The following is a 16543-nucleotide window of genomic DNA, read 5'->3' as shown; positions in this document are numbered from 1 at the left end:
GTTGTCGATGCTTACATTTTCACAAAAAGAACTCTTCGAAAAAATGGAACTTTTTGCATGTCATTGTTACAATCAAGGAAGAAGGAGAAAGCCGTGACCGAAAAAAAGGTGGATGTAATCATTTCGCTGCTTGTTGACTGCCTGGGGGGATCCAGGTTTTTTGTCCTCGAAAGTCCCGCCTCAAATTGCCGCGCACCAGGACTCCAAGCGCAAATTTTCACATATTCTTCCTAATATTGGGCACAAATACCCTTCATTTCCCAAGTTTGCTTTGCTTATTATTTTTGAGATAAGCCATGTTTGTCAGAAAAAGCCGAAACGGAGTGGGCATTTGGATGGAAACGATGAAGCCGCCGATGGAAGTTTTGTACGCAGCGCAACTGGCTGCTTTGCGGGCCAACGACACTGGAGCCAAGCCGCCGAACTGGCAATTGTCGCCGCGAGCGGTCCGCGACTTTATTCTCGGCACCGACAAGCCGCTTGCGTACGAAGGAGAGTCCATCGAGATTACGAAAAAGTTTTACGGCGACGATGCCCTGATCGAGCGGGCGATCGTGACGCTTGCCGGAAATCGCGGACTCATGCTCGTAGGCGAGCCGGGAACGGCGAAGACGATGTTAAGCGAGCTGCTCTCGGCTGCGATCAGCGGCACGAGCACCAATACGATCCAGGGCACGGCGGGAACGACCGAGGACATGATTAAGTATTCGTGGAACTACGCCATGCTGCTGGACAAAGGGCCGTCGCTGCAAGCTTTGGTCCCGTCGCCCTTGTACAACGGCATGAACAAGGGCATCATCACCCGCTTCGAAGAAATTACCCGTTGCCCCTTCGAGGTGCAGGACGTCTTAATCAGCATTTTGAGCGACAAAGTCATGAACATTCCCGAGCTTGCAGACGGCATCTTGTTTGCCAAGCCGGGCTTTAATATTATTGCCACCGCCAACCTAAGAGACAAAGGCGTCAACGAGATGAGAAGCGCTCAAGCGCCGCTTCAACTTCGAGACGATCGCGCCGATCAACCACGTCAAAATGGAAGCGCAAATCATCGAGTCGCAAGCGAAAATGATTTTGCAGCAAAGCGGCGTGGAAGTCGAGATTGATCGCGATGTCGTGGAACTTTTGGCGACGACCTTTATGGAACTGCGCACGGGCGAGACGAAGGAAGGCTACAAAATCGAGTCGCCGCAATCCGTCATGAGCACGGCGGAAGCGGTATCCGTCTACGTGCAGAGCGCGATGACCGCCTATTACTACGAGGGCAAGCCGATTACGCTGGAGCGGCTGGTGCAAAACTTGCAGGGTGCGGTCGTCAAGGAAAATCAGAAGGACGCGGGCATTTTGAAAACGTACTTCACGAAGGTGGTCAAAGAACGGGCAAAGGAAGAGGGCCTATGGGAAGCGTACTACAACGAGAAGAAATGGATCAAATAAACAGGCTGGTCGAGCAGGAGGTCTACGATCTTTCCGGGCAGGTCGTTTATTTTCCGGTCAGGCACCACAGCCCTGCTTGCGCCTACCATCTGCAAAAGACGATTGAGGCATACGCGCCGCAGATCATTTTGATCGAGGGGCCGGACAACAGCAACCACCTCATTCCGATTTTGACCGATGAACAGACGAAGCCGCCGATCAGCATTTACTACGCGTATGCGTCCGGGGAGAACAAGTACGTCTGCTACTTCCCGTTTTTGGCCTATCCGCCGGAATACGTCGCGCTCACCGAAGCGCGGAAGAGACAAATTCCCGCTGCCTTCATCGACCTGGGCTACGGCAGCAGGCTGGAGAGCATGGAGGACGGCCACGACCTGAAAAAGCAGAACGAAAAGCTATCCTACCACGACGAGCGGATGCTGGCCGGGTCGCAGTTCATCGCCCGCCTGTGCGAGACGATGCGGTGCCGCAGCTTCGACGAGCTGTGGGAAAAAGTGTTTGAGATCGAAGGAATCCGCAAGCCGACGCCTGCGTTTGTCAAAGACGTGTTCGCCTACTGCTACCTGTCGCGAAAATGCTACGACGAAGCGACCTTGGAGGCGGAGGGAGACTTGATTCGCGAAGCGCACATGCGGCAAAAAATTGCGGAGGCAAAACAGCAGTACGAAAAAATTCTCGTGGTGACGGGCGGCTTTCATACATACGGTCTGTTGGAGAACCGCAAGACCGCGTATCGCATGCAAAAGGTCAAAGACGAAAAAATATACCCCATGGTGTACACCTATCAGGAAGCGGATCAGTTGAACGGCTACGCCAGCGGCATGCCGCATGTCCACTATTACGAGACGGTTTGGAACGCCCTGAACAAAAAAGAGCAAAGCCCTTTTACGAAAAGCGCGCTGTCGTATTTGACCCAGCTTGTGAAACGGCTGCGGGAAAAAGGCGAGATCGTGTCGACGGCAGACGCAATCGAAGCGTATGGCCTCATCAGCGGACTGTCCGTCCTGCGCGAAAAGTCGGAGGGCGGCGCTTACGAGCTGCAAGACGCGGTGCTGTCCGCTTTTACAAAAGGCGAGCGCACTCTTGCGACCACGCAGCCGACGGAAACGCTGCGCGAGCTGATGACCGGAGATGGCATCGGCCAGGTGGCGCCAAACGAGCTGGATGTGCCGATCGTCCGCGATTTCAAGGAAACGTGCAAGTCGCTCAAGCTCTCGATCGCGACGACGGGCCGCAATCAAAAAGTTTTGGAGCTGTACGCGAAGCGCTCGCATCGGGAGGCGAGCCGCTTTTTTCACTGCCTGCAGTTTTTGGGCACGGAGTTTTGCGTCAAAGAGGCCGGGCCGGATTGGCAAAACGACAGGTTCGTCAATCTGGTCCGCGAAACGTGGCGCTACGGCTATTCCTCCTACGTCGAGGCCAGGCTGATCGAAGCTTCCGTCTACGGCGGCACGGTGAAGGAGGCCGCGGCGCAAAAGCTGGAAGACACGATGAAGGACTTGCCGCAGCATCAGAGCCACGCCTTGGCCAAATGGCTGCTGATGGCGGTTGTCATGGGCCTGGAAAAGCTCGGCGAACGGCTGTTTGAGGCGGTCGTTTTGGCCGTCAAGGAGGACGGACACTTTTTGTCCTTGTGCAAAACGTTGAAGACGCTGACGATTTTGCGGGAGCAGAAGCGGCTGTTTGGCCTCGCAGACACGGCAAGGCTTGCGGCGCTGATCGACGAGGTCTACTATCAGGCCGTAGCCAAAATCGCGGAGCAGGGCAACCCAAACCCGGATGAGTGCCAGCAGATCGCCGAGCAGTTCAAGTTTTTGTACATGGCAAGCGAGCAAAAGCAATCCGAGTCTTCACGGGAGATTTTTCGCGATCAGCTTCTGATCTTGCTGGCTGGCCCGGTTTTGCCGCCGATGCTGGAAGGTGTCGCCGCCGCGATTTTGTGCAATCTCGGGGCATTCGAGCGCGGGGAAATTTCCCGCCGGGCGAGAGCGTACATGTTCGGCTCGCCGGAACAGATGCTGCACACGGCCGCTTATTTGCACGGCGTCTTTCTCGTCGGCCGCGACTTTTTGTTTTACGAGGAACGGCTGCTTGCGGATTTGAACCAGATGATTACGCGGCTCGACTACGAAGACTTTTTGCAGCTCGTGCCACAGCTTCGCCTGGCCTTCGCCTTTTTTGGGCCAATGGAAATCAGCTTGCTCGCTGAAAAGGTCGCGGCCTTGTTCCAGACCAGTACGGATGCGCTCACCGCTCCGGCTATCGCAAAGCCAGCCTTGCAGCAGGCCCGGCAGCTCGACGCCGAGATCAGGGAGGAGTTTGCCAGATGGAACCTCATTTGAACCGCGAAGCGATCAACCGCTGGCGGCTTTTGCTCGGCTCGCAGGTGGATGATTCCCTGGAGCAGAGCGGCGAATACAGCCGATCCGAGTTTGCCTACCGCGAGCTGGACTCGATTCTGGACTTCCTCTATAGCCGCGAGCACGGAGAGGAGCAAGGCTACCGCAAAGAAGGCGGCAGGGAAGGCTCCCAGCTCACTGTGCCGACCTGGCTGCAAAAAATTCGCAAGCTTTTCCCGAAAAACACAGTGGAAATCTTGGAAAAGCAGGCGCTGGAGCGCTACAACATGACCGAGCTGCTCACGGACAAAAAGGTGCTGGAAAAGCTGGAGCCAAACATGACGCTGCTGAAAAACATCCTCCAGTTCAAGGGCCGGATGAAGGGTGAGGTCGTCAAAAGCGCCAAGGAAGTCGTGCGCAAGGTCGTCGAGGAGCTGCGGCGCCAGTTGGAAGCCGAAGTGCAGACGAGTATCGTCGGCAAGCGCAACCGCTTCCGGCGCGGCTACACGAAAACGATGCGCAATCTCGACGTGCACAAGACGATCCGCAAAAACTTGAAAAACTACGACCGGGCAAACAAACGCTTTATCATCGACGAGCTGTATTTTCACAGCAACATCCAGCATCACAACAAATGGAACATCGTCATCGTCGTGGACGAGAGCGGCAGCATGATGGACTCGGTCATTTACAGCGCGGTGATGGCGAGCATTTTTTACAAGCTGGCGGCACTGAAGACGCATCTCGTCATCTTTGACACCAAAGTCGTCGATTTGAGCGACAGGCTGGACGACCCGGTCGATGTGCTGATGAGCGTGCAACTGGGTGGGGGGACCCACATTGCGCAGGCGCTTCGCTACGGCAAGTCGCTGTTGGAAAATCCGTCGCGGACCATTTTCATTTTGGTTAGCGACCTGGAGGAAGGCTATCCGATCAAGGAGATGTATCGGCAGAGCAAGGATATTATCGACGCAGGCTGTAAGTTTCTGGTGCTGACCGCGCTTGACTTCAACGGAAACGCGACCTACAACAAGCATGCCGCACGCGTGCTCGCGGACATGGGCGCGCACGTCGCCGCGATTACGCCTGACGAGCTGTCGCAATGGATCGGAAAGATCATCAAGACAGATTGTAATATCAAGTGCGACACCTAGATAAAAAAACGGCCCATGATTGATTCGTGTAAAATGAAGTCACCACAACACCATTTACACAGGAGAATCAATCATGAGTTATACACATCTTAGCATAACAGAGCGTAGTGAGCTAGCACTCCTTCATCGTTTGGGTTGGTCTGCCCGCGCCATTGCCAGAGAACTCAAACGGCATCATGCTACCATTGCCCGTGAGTTAAAACGGGGTTGTAAGGCGGGGGAATATCAGGCAGAAGCCGCGCATGAGGTTTACGAGAAACGTCGCGAACGGTCTGTTCCCAGAGGCAAGCGGACTCCTGAACGTGAGCATTACATTGCCAGTAAGCTGGCGCAGACCTGGTCTCCCGAGCAGATTGCCGGACGGATGAGTCAGGAATGCCCCGAACAGAAAGTGTCGTTTAAAACGATGTATCGCTGGCTGTATCAGGGCTTTTTGGTTAAAGGAGATACCACCGTTCTGCGCCACAAAGGGAAACGCCGGAGACCAATCGAAACACGTGGTCGCTTCAACGTAGGAAAGTCCATTCGGCAGCGACCCAAGGAAGTACGAAAGCGTGAGAGCTTTGGTCATTGGGAACGGGATACGGTTGTTTCCAGCCGTGGAAAAAGTAAGGCGTGCGTCGCGACGTTCGCTGAGCGCAAGACACGCTTTTACCTTGCCGTAAAGATGCCTGATCGTACCTCGGCTTCCATGGAAAAGGCCTTTGGTTTCGTTGCTGAGTCGTTACCGAAAGGATCGTTTCAAACAGCTACCGTTGACCGTGGCAAAGAGTTTGCCTGTTACGAACGGCTGGAGTCAGCACATGGCGTAAACATTTACTTTGCCGATCCCTACTCTTCCTGGCAAAGGGGCACGAACGAGAACGCAAATGGCCTTCTGCGAGAATTTTTTCCCAAAGGCAAGGATTTTGCCGAAGTCTCCGAGGAGGAACTGATTCAGGCCTTGGAGCTCATTAACAATCGGCCAAGAAAATGTCTGGGCTGGAAGACCGCTTACGAATCATTCATGGAAGCTCTGTCGCACTTGTCTTGACAATTCGTCGTCAGGCTCTTCTCGCAAAAATGTAGCTATTGACATCGTTCTGCAAGCATTGGCAAACTAAGGGTAGTTGTCTTTAGGGGAACGTTTGTTGCTGTTACATGCCTGCCTGAATCGGGATGGCGAAGCTGTCGGTCAATTCGTGGCTATCGCCAAACGGCCATCTGTACGAAAAGAGGATGAAGAATAAGCGCAGTTACTTTCTTTCGGGGAACGGAATGGAGTGGAAAATGATGAAGCAAGCCAAAACGAATGCGATGCGGATTTTGGACAAGGAAAAAATCGACTACACTATGCTGACGTACCGGACCGACGACGGGAAAATTGACGGCGTCTCGGTGGCGCAAAAAATCGGCCGGGAAGCTGGAGTCGTCTACAAGACGCTCGTTTCGCAAGGCACGAGCCGGGCGTACTACGTCTTCGTCATCCCGGTGGAGGCGGAGCTGGATTTGAAAAAAGCGGCGAAAGTGGTCGGGGAGAAAAAGATCGAGATGATCGCTGTGAAAGACATTACCGCCGTAACGGGATATGTGCGGGGCGGCTGTTCTCCGGTGGGGATGAAAAAGCTGTTCCCGACCGTCATTGACAGCCGCGCGGAGCAAATGGAGCGGATCATCGTCAGCGGAGGGAACATCGGCGTGCAGATCGAGCTTGCGGTTGACGGGCTGCTGAAGGCGACAAAAGGCCGGCTGGCTGACGTTTCTACGCTGCCAACCGCATGAGGCCGGTTTTTTTGGAGCGGATGCATGGCGGTGAAATGAACCCTGCCGAACCTGGTGCGCAGATGCGGGTTTTGCCAGCCGGGCCGGGCTGATTTTCGCAAAACCTTATTGACACATCGGAATAATAGTAATAATCTGTAGGAAGAAAACCCATTCCTGCCGATTGGTCAACCAAAGGCTCCTGTGCTTGTACAGGGGCCTTTTTGTGCGTTCCAAAACTGACGGTTGCGGGCGTTGGCGGCAAGCCGTTTGGGATCGAGGAGGAGAGAAGATGGCAAAGAAAAGGCAACTGAGGCTCGGAGCCATGATTCACGGAATCGGCGGGCATATGGGCGCATGGCGACACCCGGATGCGCAGCCGGACGCCAGTGTCAGCTTTGCGTTTTACACGCAGCAGGCGCAAAAGGCGGAGGCCGGGAAGTTTGATCTCGTCTTCGTCGCGGACGGGCTGTACATCAATGAAAAATCGCTCCCGCACTTTTTGAACCGCTTCGAGCCGCTGACGATTTTGTCGGCCTTGGGCGGCGTCACCAGCAAAATCGGCCTGGTCGGGACGGTGTCGACTTCGTACAGCGAGCCGTTTACGGTAGCGAGGCAGCTCGCCTCCCTCGACCAGATCAGCGGCGGGAGGGCAGGCTGGAACGTCGTCACCTCGCCGCTGGAAGGCTCGGCGAAAAATTACGGCAACAAGCAGCATCCTGACCACGAGCTGCGTTACCGGATTGCCGAAGAATATTTGACCGTGGCAAAAGGGCTGTGGGATTCGTGGGAGGACGACGCCTTCGTCCGGGATAAGCAGTCCGGGGTGTTTTTCGACCCGGCGAAGATGCATCGGCTCGACCATCAGGGGGAGTTTTTCGCGGTGCAAGGGCCGTTGAACATCGCCCGCTCCCGACAGGGCCAGCCGGTCATTTTCCAGGCAGGCTCGTCGGAAAGCGGAAAGACATTGGCAGCCAAATCCGCCGATGCGGTCTTTACCGGACAAGAGACGCTTGCCGATGCACAGCGCTTTTACCGCGATGTCAAGGAACGGGCAGCCGCCTACGGGCGAAGCTCCGCCGACATTCTCATTTTCCCTGGGATCAGCCCGATCATCGGGCGAACGGCAGAGGAAGCGAAGCGCAAGCACGAAGAGCTGGCAAGCCTGGTCAGCATCGAGCAGGCACTGCATTTCTTGGGCCGATTTTTTGACCATCACGACTTTTCCCAGTACCCGCTGGACGAACCGTTCCCGGATATCGGCGAAGTTGGCAGCAACAGTTTCCGCAGCACGACGGACAAAATCAAGCAAAAGGCCAGGGAGCAAAAGTGGACGCTCAGGCAGACCGCGCTCTACACCGCGACGCCAGAGAGCGAGTTCATCGGCACGCCCGAGCACGTGGCGGATTTGATCCAGCGCTGGTTCGAGGAAGAGGCGGCAGACGGATTCATCCTCCAGTCGAACGTGCCGCGCGGGCTGGACGATTTCGTCGATCGGGTCGTTCCGATTTTGCAGCAGCGCGGCCTGTTCCGCACGGAGTACGAGGCCGACACGCTGCGCGGGAATCTCGGACTGCCATTCCCGGTCAATCGGTACGCGCAGCCGAGAAAACCGGAGCCGCAAGGGGTGAATGCGCCGTTGTAAAAACAGGGGAGGGGCGTGGGCGTTTGTTGCTCTGAGGGGGCGAGCAGGGGGGCTTTTGGTTCTCTCGGAAAAACAGGGCTTGCGAGCAGAGCGCAGCGGTTTGCCTCTATTTTTCTTGAAAAACGGGTGCGGCAAAGCTGGCGATCAAAAAGAAAGTCGTTTTTTCAATTTCCATAAAATCCTAGTGTTGTAGAGTCTGCGAACACCATCATCGCAGGCTCTTTATTGTTACGGGAAAATGCCGCCATTCTGCCAGTCTGCTGAGCTGGCCCGGTGCTGCCGTCCCGCACACAAAGGCCACGAAGGCGAGCAGTCCGCCCGACAAATAGCTGCCTGGCTGCCTGCATGAAAAGTTGCCCACCGTGTAAAGCTCTGTTCTAACAGCATGCTGCTCAAAGAAACGGAGTTGTTGTACAACAAAACCCGCCAAGGACTGGCGGGTTCTTTTTGGCGAGGTAACGATCGTCTCCCGTCAGCTTAATCGGAACTCCATTTAAACATGGTGCATAAGCTTCTTTCCGATTCCCTTTTTCCTCAGCGTATCCGCCACACATAAACTGTTGACAAGCAAAACTTTCCGCGCATTTACAAATGAGTTTTCCCGGATGTCTTCTTCCTGCAAAACAACGACGCCAACGATTTCCATACCGAGCGTAGCCACAAAAATATGTTGCCGATCATCGTGTAGCTGGTCATGAAACAACGCTTCCTCCACTGGAGTCGCATTCTTTTTGTAGAGGTCCGGCCGTTCGAAAACGTGCAAATCATGAACTTGCCGAAACAAAGGCAATAACGCCGCGTAATCATCTTGCTTAGCACTTCGGATCGTAATATCCATGCTTTCTCCCCCCGCCAATGGTTGCAAGCTGCACCGCTTGAAAAAAACTCCCGCTGTTTTGGCTGCGGACATTCAGCGAGATGTTCCTGTCGCTTGAGTCAATTCGCTACAGCTATTTTCGCTGATGCAGACGAATGTTTCCATTCATCATAATACAGCGATCATCTTGCGAACAGAGCCTCAAAAAACAGCCCCGCCAACTGTGGAGTCATTCCACAATCAGGGGGCTGTGCGAGGGGGACTGCGCTGTCCAACGCTGCGGAACCGCCAGCCACGTTTTTTTGCGCAAATGCCGAATGCCAATCGGCAGTCGCCAAACGCATCACTCAAGTAACGCTTAGCTCAGCAAACGCTTCGTGCAACAGTTCATAGGAGAGAAGCCGCTTGGCAAAATGTTTGATCGGAGTGTGGATCACCAGCTCTCCCACCTGATAGGTACGCGCCAGCTCCAGCAGCCGCTCGCGCACGGACTCCTTCGTTCCGGCGATGACGTTGGCTTCCTTGACCTCGATCCGAAACGATTCGTCTGCCTGCCGCCCGTATTCCTCCGCCTTTTTCAAGCTGGTGACGGTGACCGTTTTGCCGCTTTGCAGGTGGATTTTGGCGATTTTCGTTTCCGCGGCCAACTGCAAGGCTTCTTCCTCCGTCTGGGCGACGATGACGGAGACGGCCAGGATCGGGAGCGGCTTTGCCCGTTCGCCTGGCTGAAACTGCTGGCGGTACACGTCAAAAGCTTCCCGGCAGACCGCTTCGTCCTGACTGATAAAGAGGGCAAACACGTACGGAACGCCGCGCTCTGCCGCAAGCTGCGCGCTCGCTGCACTCGTGCCGAGCAAATAAATGCCGACTGGCTCGCTTGGCAGGGGCACGGCGGTCAGACCGTACAGCGGATGAGTGGGGGGCAGCTCGTTGCGCAGGAACAGCGCAAGCTCCGCGAGCTTTTCTTCCAGCGATGCGCCAGGCGAACCCGTGCCGCTGTGCGGCTGTAGCGCTTTCGTCGAGAGGGGAAGCCCTCCCGGCGCGCGGCCGATGCCGAGATCCACCCGTCCTGGAGCCAGGGCGGCGAGGACGTGAAAGTTTTCCGCTACTTTATAAGGACTGTAATGCTGGAGCATGACCCCGCCGGAGCCGATGCGGATGCGCTCTGTTTTCGCCAAAAGATGGGCGATGAGCACCTCGGGGGAGGAGCCGACCACATGATCGAGGTCGTGATGCTCCGCCACCCAGAAGCGGTGATAGCCCCAGTCTTCCGCCTTTTGCGCCAGCCGAATCGTATGCTGGAACGCTTCGGTCGCCGTTTCTCCTTCTTGAATCGGACTTTGATCGAGAATGCTCAATGTCAATGCCACCATGTCTCTCCCCTAACCGTGTCGAAGTACGCACAAAAAGCCCCTCAGTCATAGATCGGCAATCCGATCGGCGAAGGGGCTTCTGGTGGTCCAGTCAGCTATGCAAGCATGAAGTTGTCATCTGCTGCACTTTTAAATCTCATTTACTTAGTTGTTTACTCGGATTTTAACGATATCGCTCCGGGCTGTCAATGGGGGCAGGCAAAATGAGGCCGGACAAAAATCGCGGAAAACATCGTGGAAAAAATCCGTTGACGAGAAAGATGACGAATGATAATATCCCTAGTAATCCGATATGAATTTAAAAAGTCATCGACCAGACCACTGGAGAGACTTCCTACTCGAGCTGTGCCAACGAGCAGGGAGTCTTTTTCTTTGCCTGGGAACAGCGTCGGAAAAATGGGGGAGGGAAAGCGAGTGGCAGAAACACAAACGAAAAAAGTCGTGGTATGGGGAAGAGAAGGCTGCTCCTATTGTGAAAACGTCAAAGCCATATTGGAAGAGCAAAACCGCCCATACGAATGGATTGACGTAGCAGGAAAAGACGTGCTGCGCGATGTGCTGGAGGTCAAATACGGCACGCGCCTGATCCCGCTCGTGGAAATCGGCGGCGACGGCAAATACGAGGCGCTGCTCTACACCCAATTGGATCGGCTCGCAGCGCTTTTGGCCGAGTAACGAGTACAAGGTAAATACGCGGGCTGCGCCCAAGCGCTTGCGAAAAAAGCGCAGCCGGTTAACGGGCAGGCAGGCCGCTGTCTGCCCGATAAAGTTTCGCTTGGCTAGGAGGAGATTGTATGGGAATCGGAGCTGCGGCCGTGGAAGACCATCCGCCGTATGGCATCCCGGGTGAGGCGAAGGAGAGCATGATCGCCTTTCACGGCGTATCGAAGACGTTTGAGAGCGGGGGCCAGACGATTGAGGCGTTGAAGGGCGTCACCCTCGACGTGAAAAAAGGCGACATTTTTGGCGTCATCGGCTTTAGCGGAGCCGGAAAAAGCACGCTTTTGCGGACGGTCAATTTGCTGGAGCGTCCGACAGCAGGCAGCGTCATCGTCGCTGGCAAAGACTTGACGAAGCTCTCGGTCAAAGAGCTGCGAAGCGTCAAAAAGAACATCGGCATGATTTTTCAGCAGTTCAACCTGCTGGCGACGAAGACCGTTTTTGACAATGTCGCCATGCCGCTTCGACTCGGCGACACGCCGAAAAAGCAGATTCAGGAGCGAGTCGACGAACTATTGTCCTTCGTCGGCTTGACGGACAAAGCGACGAGCTACCCCGACCAGTTGTCCGGAGGCCAGAAGCAGCGAGTCGGCATCGCCCGTGCGCTCGCGACCAATCCGTCCATCCTGTTAAGCGACGAAGCGACCTCGGCGCTGGACCCGCAAACGACCGAGTCCATTTTGCAATTGCTTAAGCGGGTGAACCAAGAGTACAACGTTACGATTTTGATGATTACGCACGAAATGAACGTCATCAAAGAAATTTGCAACCGGGTGGCGGTCATGGAGCATGGCGCCATCGTGGAGCAGGGCAATGTCCTCGACGTGTTTGCGAATCCGCAGACAGAGGTGGCGCGCAATTTCGTCAAATCGGTCGTGCGCGACGACATCCCGCCAAGCGTGCGCAAGCTGCTTGCGACCAAGCGCGGCAAATCGAAAATTCTCAACATCCACTTCATTGGGGAAAGCACGGGCCAGCCGCTGCTCTCCCAGGTGGCGAAGCGCTTCAACAGCGACGTGAACGTCCTGTTTGGCAGCATCACCGAGCTTGCGGGCGTGCCTTTTGGCAATCTGATCGTCGAGCTTACCGGCAATGAAGCGGAAATCGTTCGCGCGTACCACTATATCCAGCAGCAAAATGTGACCGTGAAGGAGATTGTTTCGTGATGGAAGTCAGTTCTGCGCAAATCTATCAGGCATTGTACGAGACGCTCTATATGGTGAGTGTATCGTTGCTGTTTGCGACCTTGATCGGCCTGCCGCTCGGCGTCCTGCTGGTCGTGACGCGCAAAGGGCACATTTTGGAAAATCCGTTGATCTTTTCGGCCTTGAACCCGGTTATCAACGTGCTGCGGTCCGTCCCGTTCATCATTTTGCTGGTGGCGATCATTCCGTTTACGCGGCTCGTCGTCGGAACCTCCATCGGGACGACGGCGGCAATCGTGCCGCTGGTCATTTACAGCGGTCCGTACATCGCGCGGCTGGTGGAAAATTCGTTGCTGGAAATCAATCCGGGCATCATCGAGGCAGCCGAAGCGATGGGGGCCACCCCGATGCAAATCATTTTTCGGTTTCTCATTCCCGAGACGCTCGGCTCGCTCATTCTCAGCATTACGACGGCGACCATCGGCCTGATCGGCGCCACGGCGATGGCCGGGGCAGTCGGCGGCGGCGGGATCGGCGACCTGGCGATTACATACGGGTACCAGCGCTTCAGCACGATTACGATTGTCGCTACCGTTGTGATTTTGGTCGTGCTCGTTCAAGGGATTCAGTCGCTCGGCAACGTGCTCGCCCGTAACATTCGCAGAAAATAACCATCTTTTGCCCAAGACAGAAGAGAAGAACGAGGAGAGAAAAAACGGATGAAAAAGCTCGCCATTTCCTTGCTGCTCGCCTTCGTGACGATTGTCGCGGCGGGTTGCGGAACGGAACCGGAACAAACAGGCTTGAAAATCGGCATTCGCGGCTCGGAATCGCGGACGTGGGAGTTCGTGAAGGAACAGGCGGCGAAGCAAGGTCTCGCCATTGAACTGGTGCAGTTCAATGCAAACGTCAACCCGAATACGGTCTTGCTGGAGGGCGATATCGACGCGAATGCGTTCCAGCACGTCGCCTTTTTGGACCAGTTCAATACGAAAAACAACTCGGACATCGTTCCGGTCGGCTCGACGATCATCGCGCCACTGGGTATCTACTCGGACAAGTACAAAACCATCGCGGAAATTCCCGACGGCGCGAAAATCGCCGTGCCAAACGAAGATTCCAACTGGGGGCGCTCCTTGCTTTTGTTGCAGGAAGCAGGCTTGATCCGGGTCGTGGACAACTTTGACGGCTTTGGCGGCGCGGACAAAATCAAGGAAAATCCGAAAAACCTGGAAATCGTTCCCGTCGATGGGGCGACGACCCCGCGCGTCATGAAGGACGTAGCGGCGTCGATCATCAACAACGGGGTGGCGGTTGAGGCAGGCTTTTTGCTCAAGGACGCGATTTTTCACGAAAGCAAAACCGCCAAGCCGTATATCAACGTAATCGCGACGACCAAGCAAAACGAAAACCGCGAAGACTTGAAAAAGCTCGTCGCCATTTACCAGTCCAAAGAAGTGTCGGACTTCATCACCGAAACGTACAAAGGCAACTACATCCCGACACAAGTGACCGTCGAGGAGCTGAAAAATTTCAAAGAGGCGTTTGCGAGCAAGCAGTGACGGCTGCGTGACGGACGCACTCATGCTTAGCGGAAGATCGGAAGGGGAGGGGCACCATGCCGCAAAAAAGACAGATTCACTTATCCGCTTATTTGGTCGGAACGGGCATTCACGTTGCCTCGTGGCGACTGCCCGAGGCGCGGAAAAACGCCAGCATCGACATTGACTACTACAAATATTTGGCGCAGACAGCCGAGCGCGGGAAGTTCGATATCGCGTTTATCGCCGACAGCCTTGCGGTCAACGAAGATTCGCACCCGAACATTTTGAACCGGTTTGAGCCGACGACCTTGCTCGCCGCTCTGGCTGGCGCGACCAGCAAAATCGGGCTGGTCGCCACCGCGTCGACGACGTATCACGAGCCGTACAATCTCGCCCGGCTGTTCGCTTCCGTCGATCATATCAGCAATGGCCGCGCAGGCTGGAACGTGGTCACGACGGGAGACGCCACCGGGGAGACCGGGCGCAACTTCAGCCGCACCGAGCATGTGGAGCACGATCACCGCTACGAGCGGGCGGAGGAGTTCATCGACGTCGTCCAAGGCTTGTGGGACTCGTGGGAAGACGACGCGTTTGTCCAGGACAAGGAAACCGGCGTGTTCTTCGATCCGGCGAAAATGCATCGGCTGAACTACAAAGGCACGTACTACTCCGTCCAGGGGCCGCTCAATATCGGCAGATCGAGACAGGGGCAGCCCGTCATCGTGCAGGCGGGAGCATCCGAGCCAGGACAGCGGCTGGCAGCGCGCACCGCAGAAGTCGTCTTTTCGCACGTAAAAGATTTCGAACGGGCAAAAGCGTTTTACAAAAGCTTAAAAAGCAAGCTGCCCGACTACGGGCGCACGCCTGACCAGTTACACATTTTGCAAGGCATCTCCCCGATTGTCGCGGATACGCAGGAAGAAGCGGAAGCGATCCACCGCAAATTGCACGATCTGCTTTTGCCAGAGCAAGGGCTGCGCTTTTTGTCCGGGTACTTGGGCAAGGTCGACTTCAGCCGCTACTCGCTCGACACCCCGGCGGCAGAGGTGGAGTTCCCGCAGGACAACGGGATTCAAAGCCATTTTGAATGGATGACGGAGCTGATTCGCAAGCAAAACCCGACTTTGCGCGAGCTGTACGCTTTGCTCGAAGGCGGTGCAAACCGCGAGCTGATCGGCACGCCTGCGCAGATTGCCGACGTGCTGGAAAAATGGTTTGTCGAGGAAGCGGCGGACGGCTTCATGTTCATCGCTCCGGTGCTGCCGCAAGGGCTGGAGGCGTTCGTGGACAAGGTGATTCCGATTTTGCAGGAGCGGGGCTTGTATCGGCTGGATTACGAAGGAGACACCTTGCGCGAGCATCTCGGCCTGGAAAAGCCGTACAACCGCCTGGCCGTGCGCGATAGAGCGCTCTCGGAGGTGGAGTCGTAGAACCGATGCCAGCGCAAAAGCAGACAGAGAAAGGAGAGGTTCGGGTGCATACAGGAACGCAGGAGCTGGCAGGGACTGGCTTCGAGCAAAAGCTGATCGCCATTCGCAGGCAGTTGCACCAATACCCGGAGGTGGCCTACGAGGAATATGAAACGACGCGTTCGATTCGGGACTGGCTGACGGAAGCCGGGATTCGCCTCGTCGAGCTGCCGCTGGAAACGGGCGTCGTGGCAGAGGTGGGCGGCCAAAACGGCGGGCCTGTAATCGCGCTGCGGGCCGATATCGACGCTCTGCCGATTCAGGAGCAAACAGGCTTGCCGTACGCGTCCGCGGTCGTCGGGAACATGCACGCGTGCGGACACGATTTTCATACCGCCGTCATCCTGGGAGCCGCTTTTTTGCTGAAGCAGCAGGAGGAGCAGTTGCCAGGAACGGTGCGCTTTCTGTTCCAGCCCGCAGAGGAAAAAGGCACGGGTGCGTCGCTCTTGATCGAGAAAGGGGCGCTCGCAAACGTCACGGCGATCTTCGGCCTGCACAACAAGCCCGATCTCGCAGTCGGGACCGTCGGGATCAAGCCGGGAGCGCTGATGGCGAGCGTGGACGGCTTCGAGATCGAAGTGGAAGGCTTGGGCACGCATGCCGCAATTCCGCACGCTGGCATCGACCCGATCGTCGCCGCCTCGCAGATCGTCACGGCGCTGCAATCGATCGTCAGCCGCAACGTCAGCCCGCTGGAAAATGCGGTGGTGAGCGTAACGACTATCCATGGCGGTACGACCTGGAACGTGATCCCGGACAAGGTCGCGCTCGGCGGTACGATCCGCACGTTTCAGGAAGAGGTGCGCAGGCAAATACCCGGGCGTCTTCAGGCGATCATCGAGGGAGTGGCTGCGGCATACGGGGCCAAGGCGAGCGTGCGCTGGTTCAAGGGACCGCCCTCCGTGCAAAACGATGCCGCGCTGACCAGGCTGGCCGCTACGACAGCAGAGCGGCTCGGGTTGCAAGTCGTCGCGCCGGAACCGTCTCCGGCTGGCGAAGATTTTGCCTACTACCAGAAGCACATTCCCGGCTTGTTCGTGTTCGTCGGGACCTCCGGGACGAACGAGTGGCACCATCCGGCCTTTACCGTCGACGAACGAGCGATTGCGCCTGCTGCACACTACTTTGCCAACTTGGCCGCAGATGCATTGAAAGGCGGGTGA

The 16543-nt window shown here is 56.0% G+C and carries 13 protein-coding genes and 1 pseudogene; 12 read left to right on the top strand and 2 right to left on the bottom strand.

Annotated features, from left to right (window positions below; genetic code table 11):
• The first annotated feature begins 335 nt into the window (after nt 1-335).
• The 6 genes and pseudogenes from M655_RS14375 (at nt 336) to M655_RS14350 (ending at nt 8312) form a co-directional block, all read left to right on the top strand.
• Nucleotides 336-1434 (top strand): annotated as a pseudogene (locus tag M655_RS14375) (ATP-binding protein).
• Nucleotides 1395-3776, top strand: a complete 2382-nt coding sequence (locus tag M655_RS14370) for a DUF5682 family protein (protein ID WP_026557153.1) — start codon at nt 1395-1397, stop codon at nt 3774-3776. The pseudogene M655_RS14375 and the gene M655_RS14370 overlap by 40 nt, the downstream one beginning before the upstream one ends.
• Complete coding sequence (locus tag M655_RS14365; protein WP_286085834.1) at nt 3761-4927, top strand: VWA domain-containing protein; 1167 nt, start codon at nt 3761-3763, stop codon at nt 4925-4927. Before M655_RS14370 ends, M655_RS14365 begins: the two co-directional genes overlap by 16 nt.
• A 73-nt stretch (nt 4928-5000) precedes the next feature.
• Nucleotides 5001-5960 carry an IS30 family transposase gene (locus tag M655_RS14360; protein WP_129552162.1) on the top strand — a complete coding sequence of 320 codons (960 nt, stop codon included), beginning with the start codon at nt 5001-5003 and terminating at the stop codon, nt 5958-5960.
• A gap of 239 nt (nt 5961-6199) precedes the next feature.
• Nucleotides 6200-6688: a Cys-tRNA(Pro) deacylase gene (gene ybaK / locus M655_RS14355; RefSeq protein WP_005831219.1), complete on the top strand. Its 489-nt coding sequence runs from the start codon at nt 6200-6202 to the stop codon at nt 6686-6688.
• Nucleotides 6689-6959: 271 nt separating this feature from the next.
• Nucleotides 6960-8312: an LLM class flavin-dependent oxidoreductase gene (locus M655_RS14350; protein WP_005831217.1), complete on the top strand. Its 1353-nt coding sequence runs from the start codon at nt 6960-6962 to the stop codon at nt 8310-8312.
• A 493-nt stretch (nt 8313-8805) separates the two neighbouring features.
• Here the strand turns inward: M655_RS14350 and M655_RS14345 are convergent, their stop codons facing one another.
• A complete protein-coding gene (locus M655_RS14345; protein WP_035422789.1) occupies nt 8806-9150 on the bottom strand; it encodes a GNAT family N-acetyltransferase in 345 nt (114 codons plus the stop codon).
• A 326-nt stretch (nt 9151-9476) separates the two neighbouring features.
• Nucleotides 9477-10502, bottom strand: coding sequence for an LLM class flavin-dependent oxidoreductase (locus M655_RS14340; RefSeq protein ID WP_005831213.1), 1026 nt, complete (start codon nt 10500-10502; stop codon nt 9477-9479).
• 396 nt (nt 10503-10898) lie between these two features.
• Between M655_RS14340 and M655_RS14335 the strand changes: the two genes are divergently transcribed.
• The 6 genes from M655_RS14335 to M655_RS14310 all read left to right on the top strand — a co-directional run bounded on the left by M655_RS14335 (nt 10899) and on the right by M655_RS14310 (nt 16543).
• A complete protein-coding gene (locus M655_RS14335; protein WP_051353904.1) occupies nt 10899-11177 on the top strand; it encodes a glutaredoxin family protein in 279 nt (92 codons plus the stop codon).
• 188 nt (nt 11178-11365) lie between these two features.
• Nucleotides 11366-12388 carry a methionine ABC transporter ATP-binding protein gene (locus M655_RS14330; protein WP_025846646.1) on the top strand — a complete coding sequence of 341 codons (1023 nt, stop codon included), beginning with the start codon at nt 11366-11368 and terminating at the stop codon, nt 12386-12388.
• Nucleotides 12388-13038: a methionine ABC transporter permease gene (locus tag M655_RS14325; protein ID WP_005831207.1), complete on the top strand. Its 651-nt coding sequence runs from the start codon at nt 12388-12390 to the stop codon at nt 13036-13038. Before M655_RS14330 ends, M655_RS14325 begins: the two co-directional genes overlap by 1 nt.
• A gap of 48 nt (nt 13039-13086) precedes the next feature.
• Nucleotides 13087-13929, top strand: a complete 843-nt coding sequence (locus M655_RS14320; protein WP_026557155.1) for a MetQ/NlpA family ABC transporter substrate-binding protein — start codon at nt 13087-13089, stop codon at nt 13927-13929.
• A 56-nt stretch (nt 13930-13985) separates the two neighbouring features.
• Nucleotides 13986-15341, top strand: coding sequence for an LLM class flavin-dependent oxidoreductase (locus M655_RS14315; RefSeq protein WP_025846652.1), 1356 nt, complete (start codon nt 13986-13988; stop codon nt 15339-15341).
• Nucleotides 15342-15385: 44 nt separating this feature from the next.
• Complete coding sequence (locus M655_RS14310; protein WP_007784755.1) at nt 15386-16543, top strand: M20 peptidase aminoacylase family protein; 1158 nt, start codon at nt 15386-15388, stop codon at nt 16541-16543.

Source organism: Brevibacillus sp. NSP2.1 (assembly GCF_000470975.2).
Taxonomy (GTDB): Bacteria; Bacillota; Bacilli; order Brevibacillales; family Brevibacillaceae; genus Brevibacillus; species Brevibacillus agri.
Note: the sequence above shows the minus strand (reverse complement) of the source record. Positions and strands in the feature narration are given on the sequence as shown.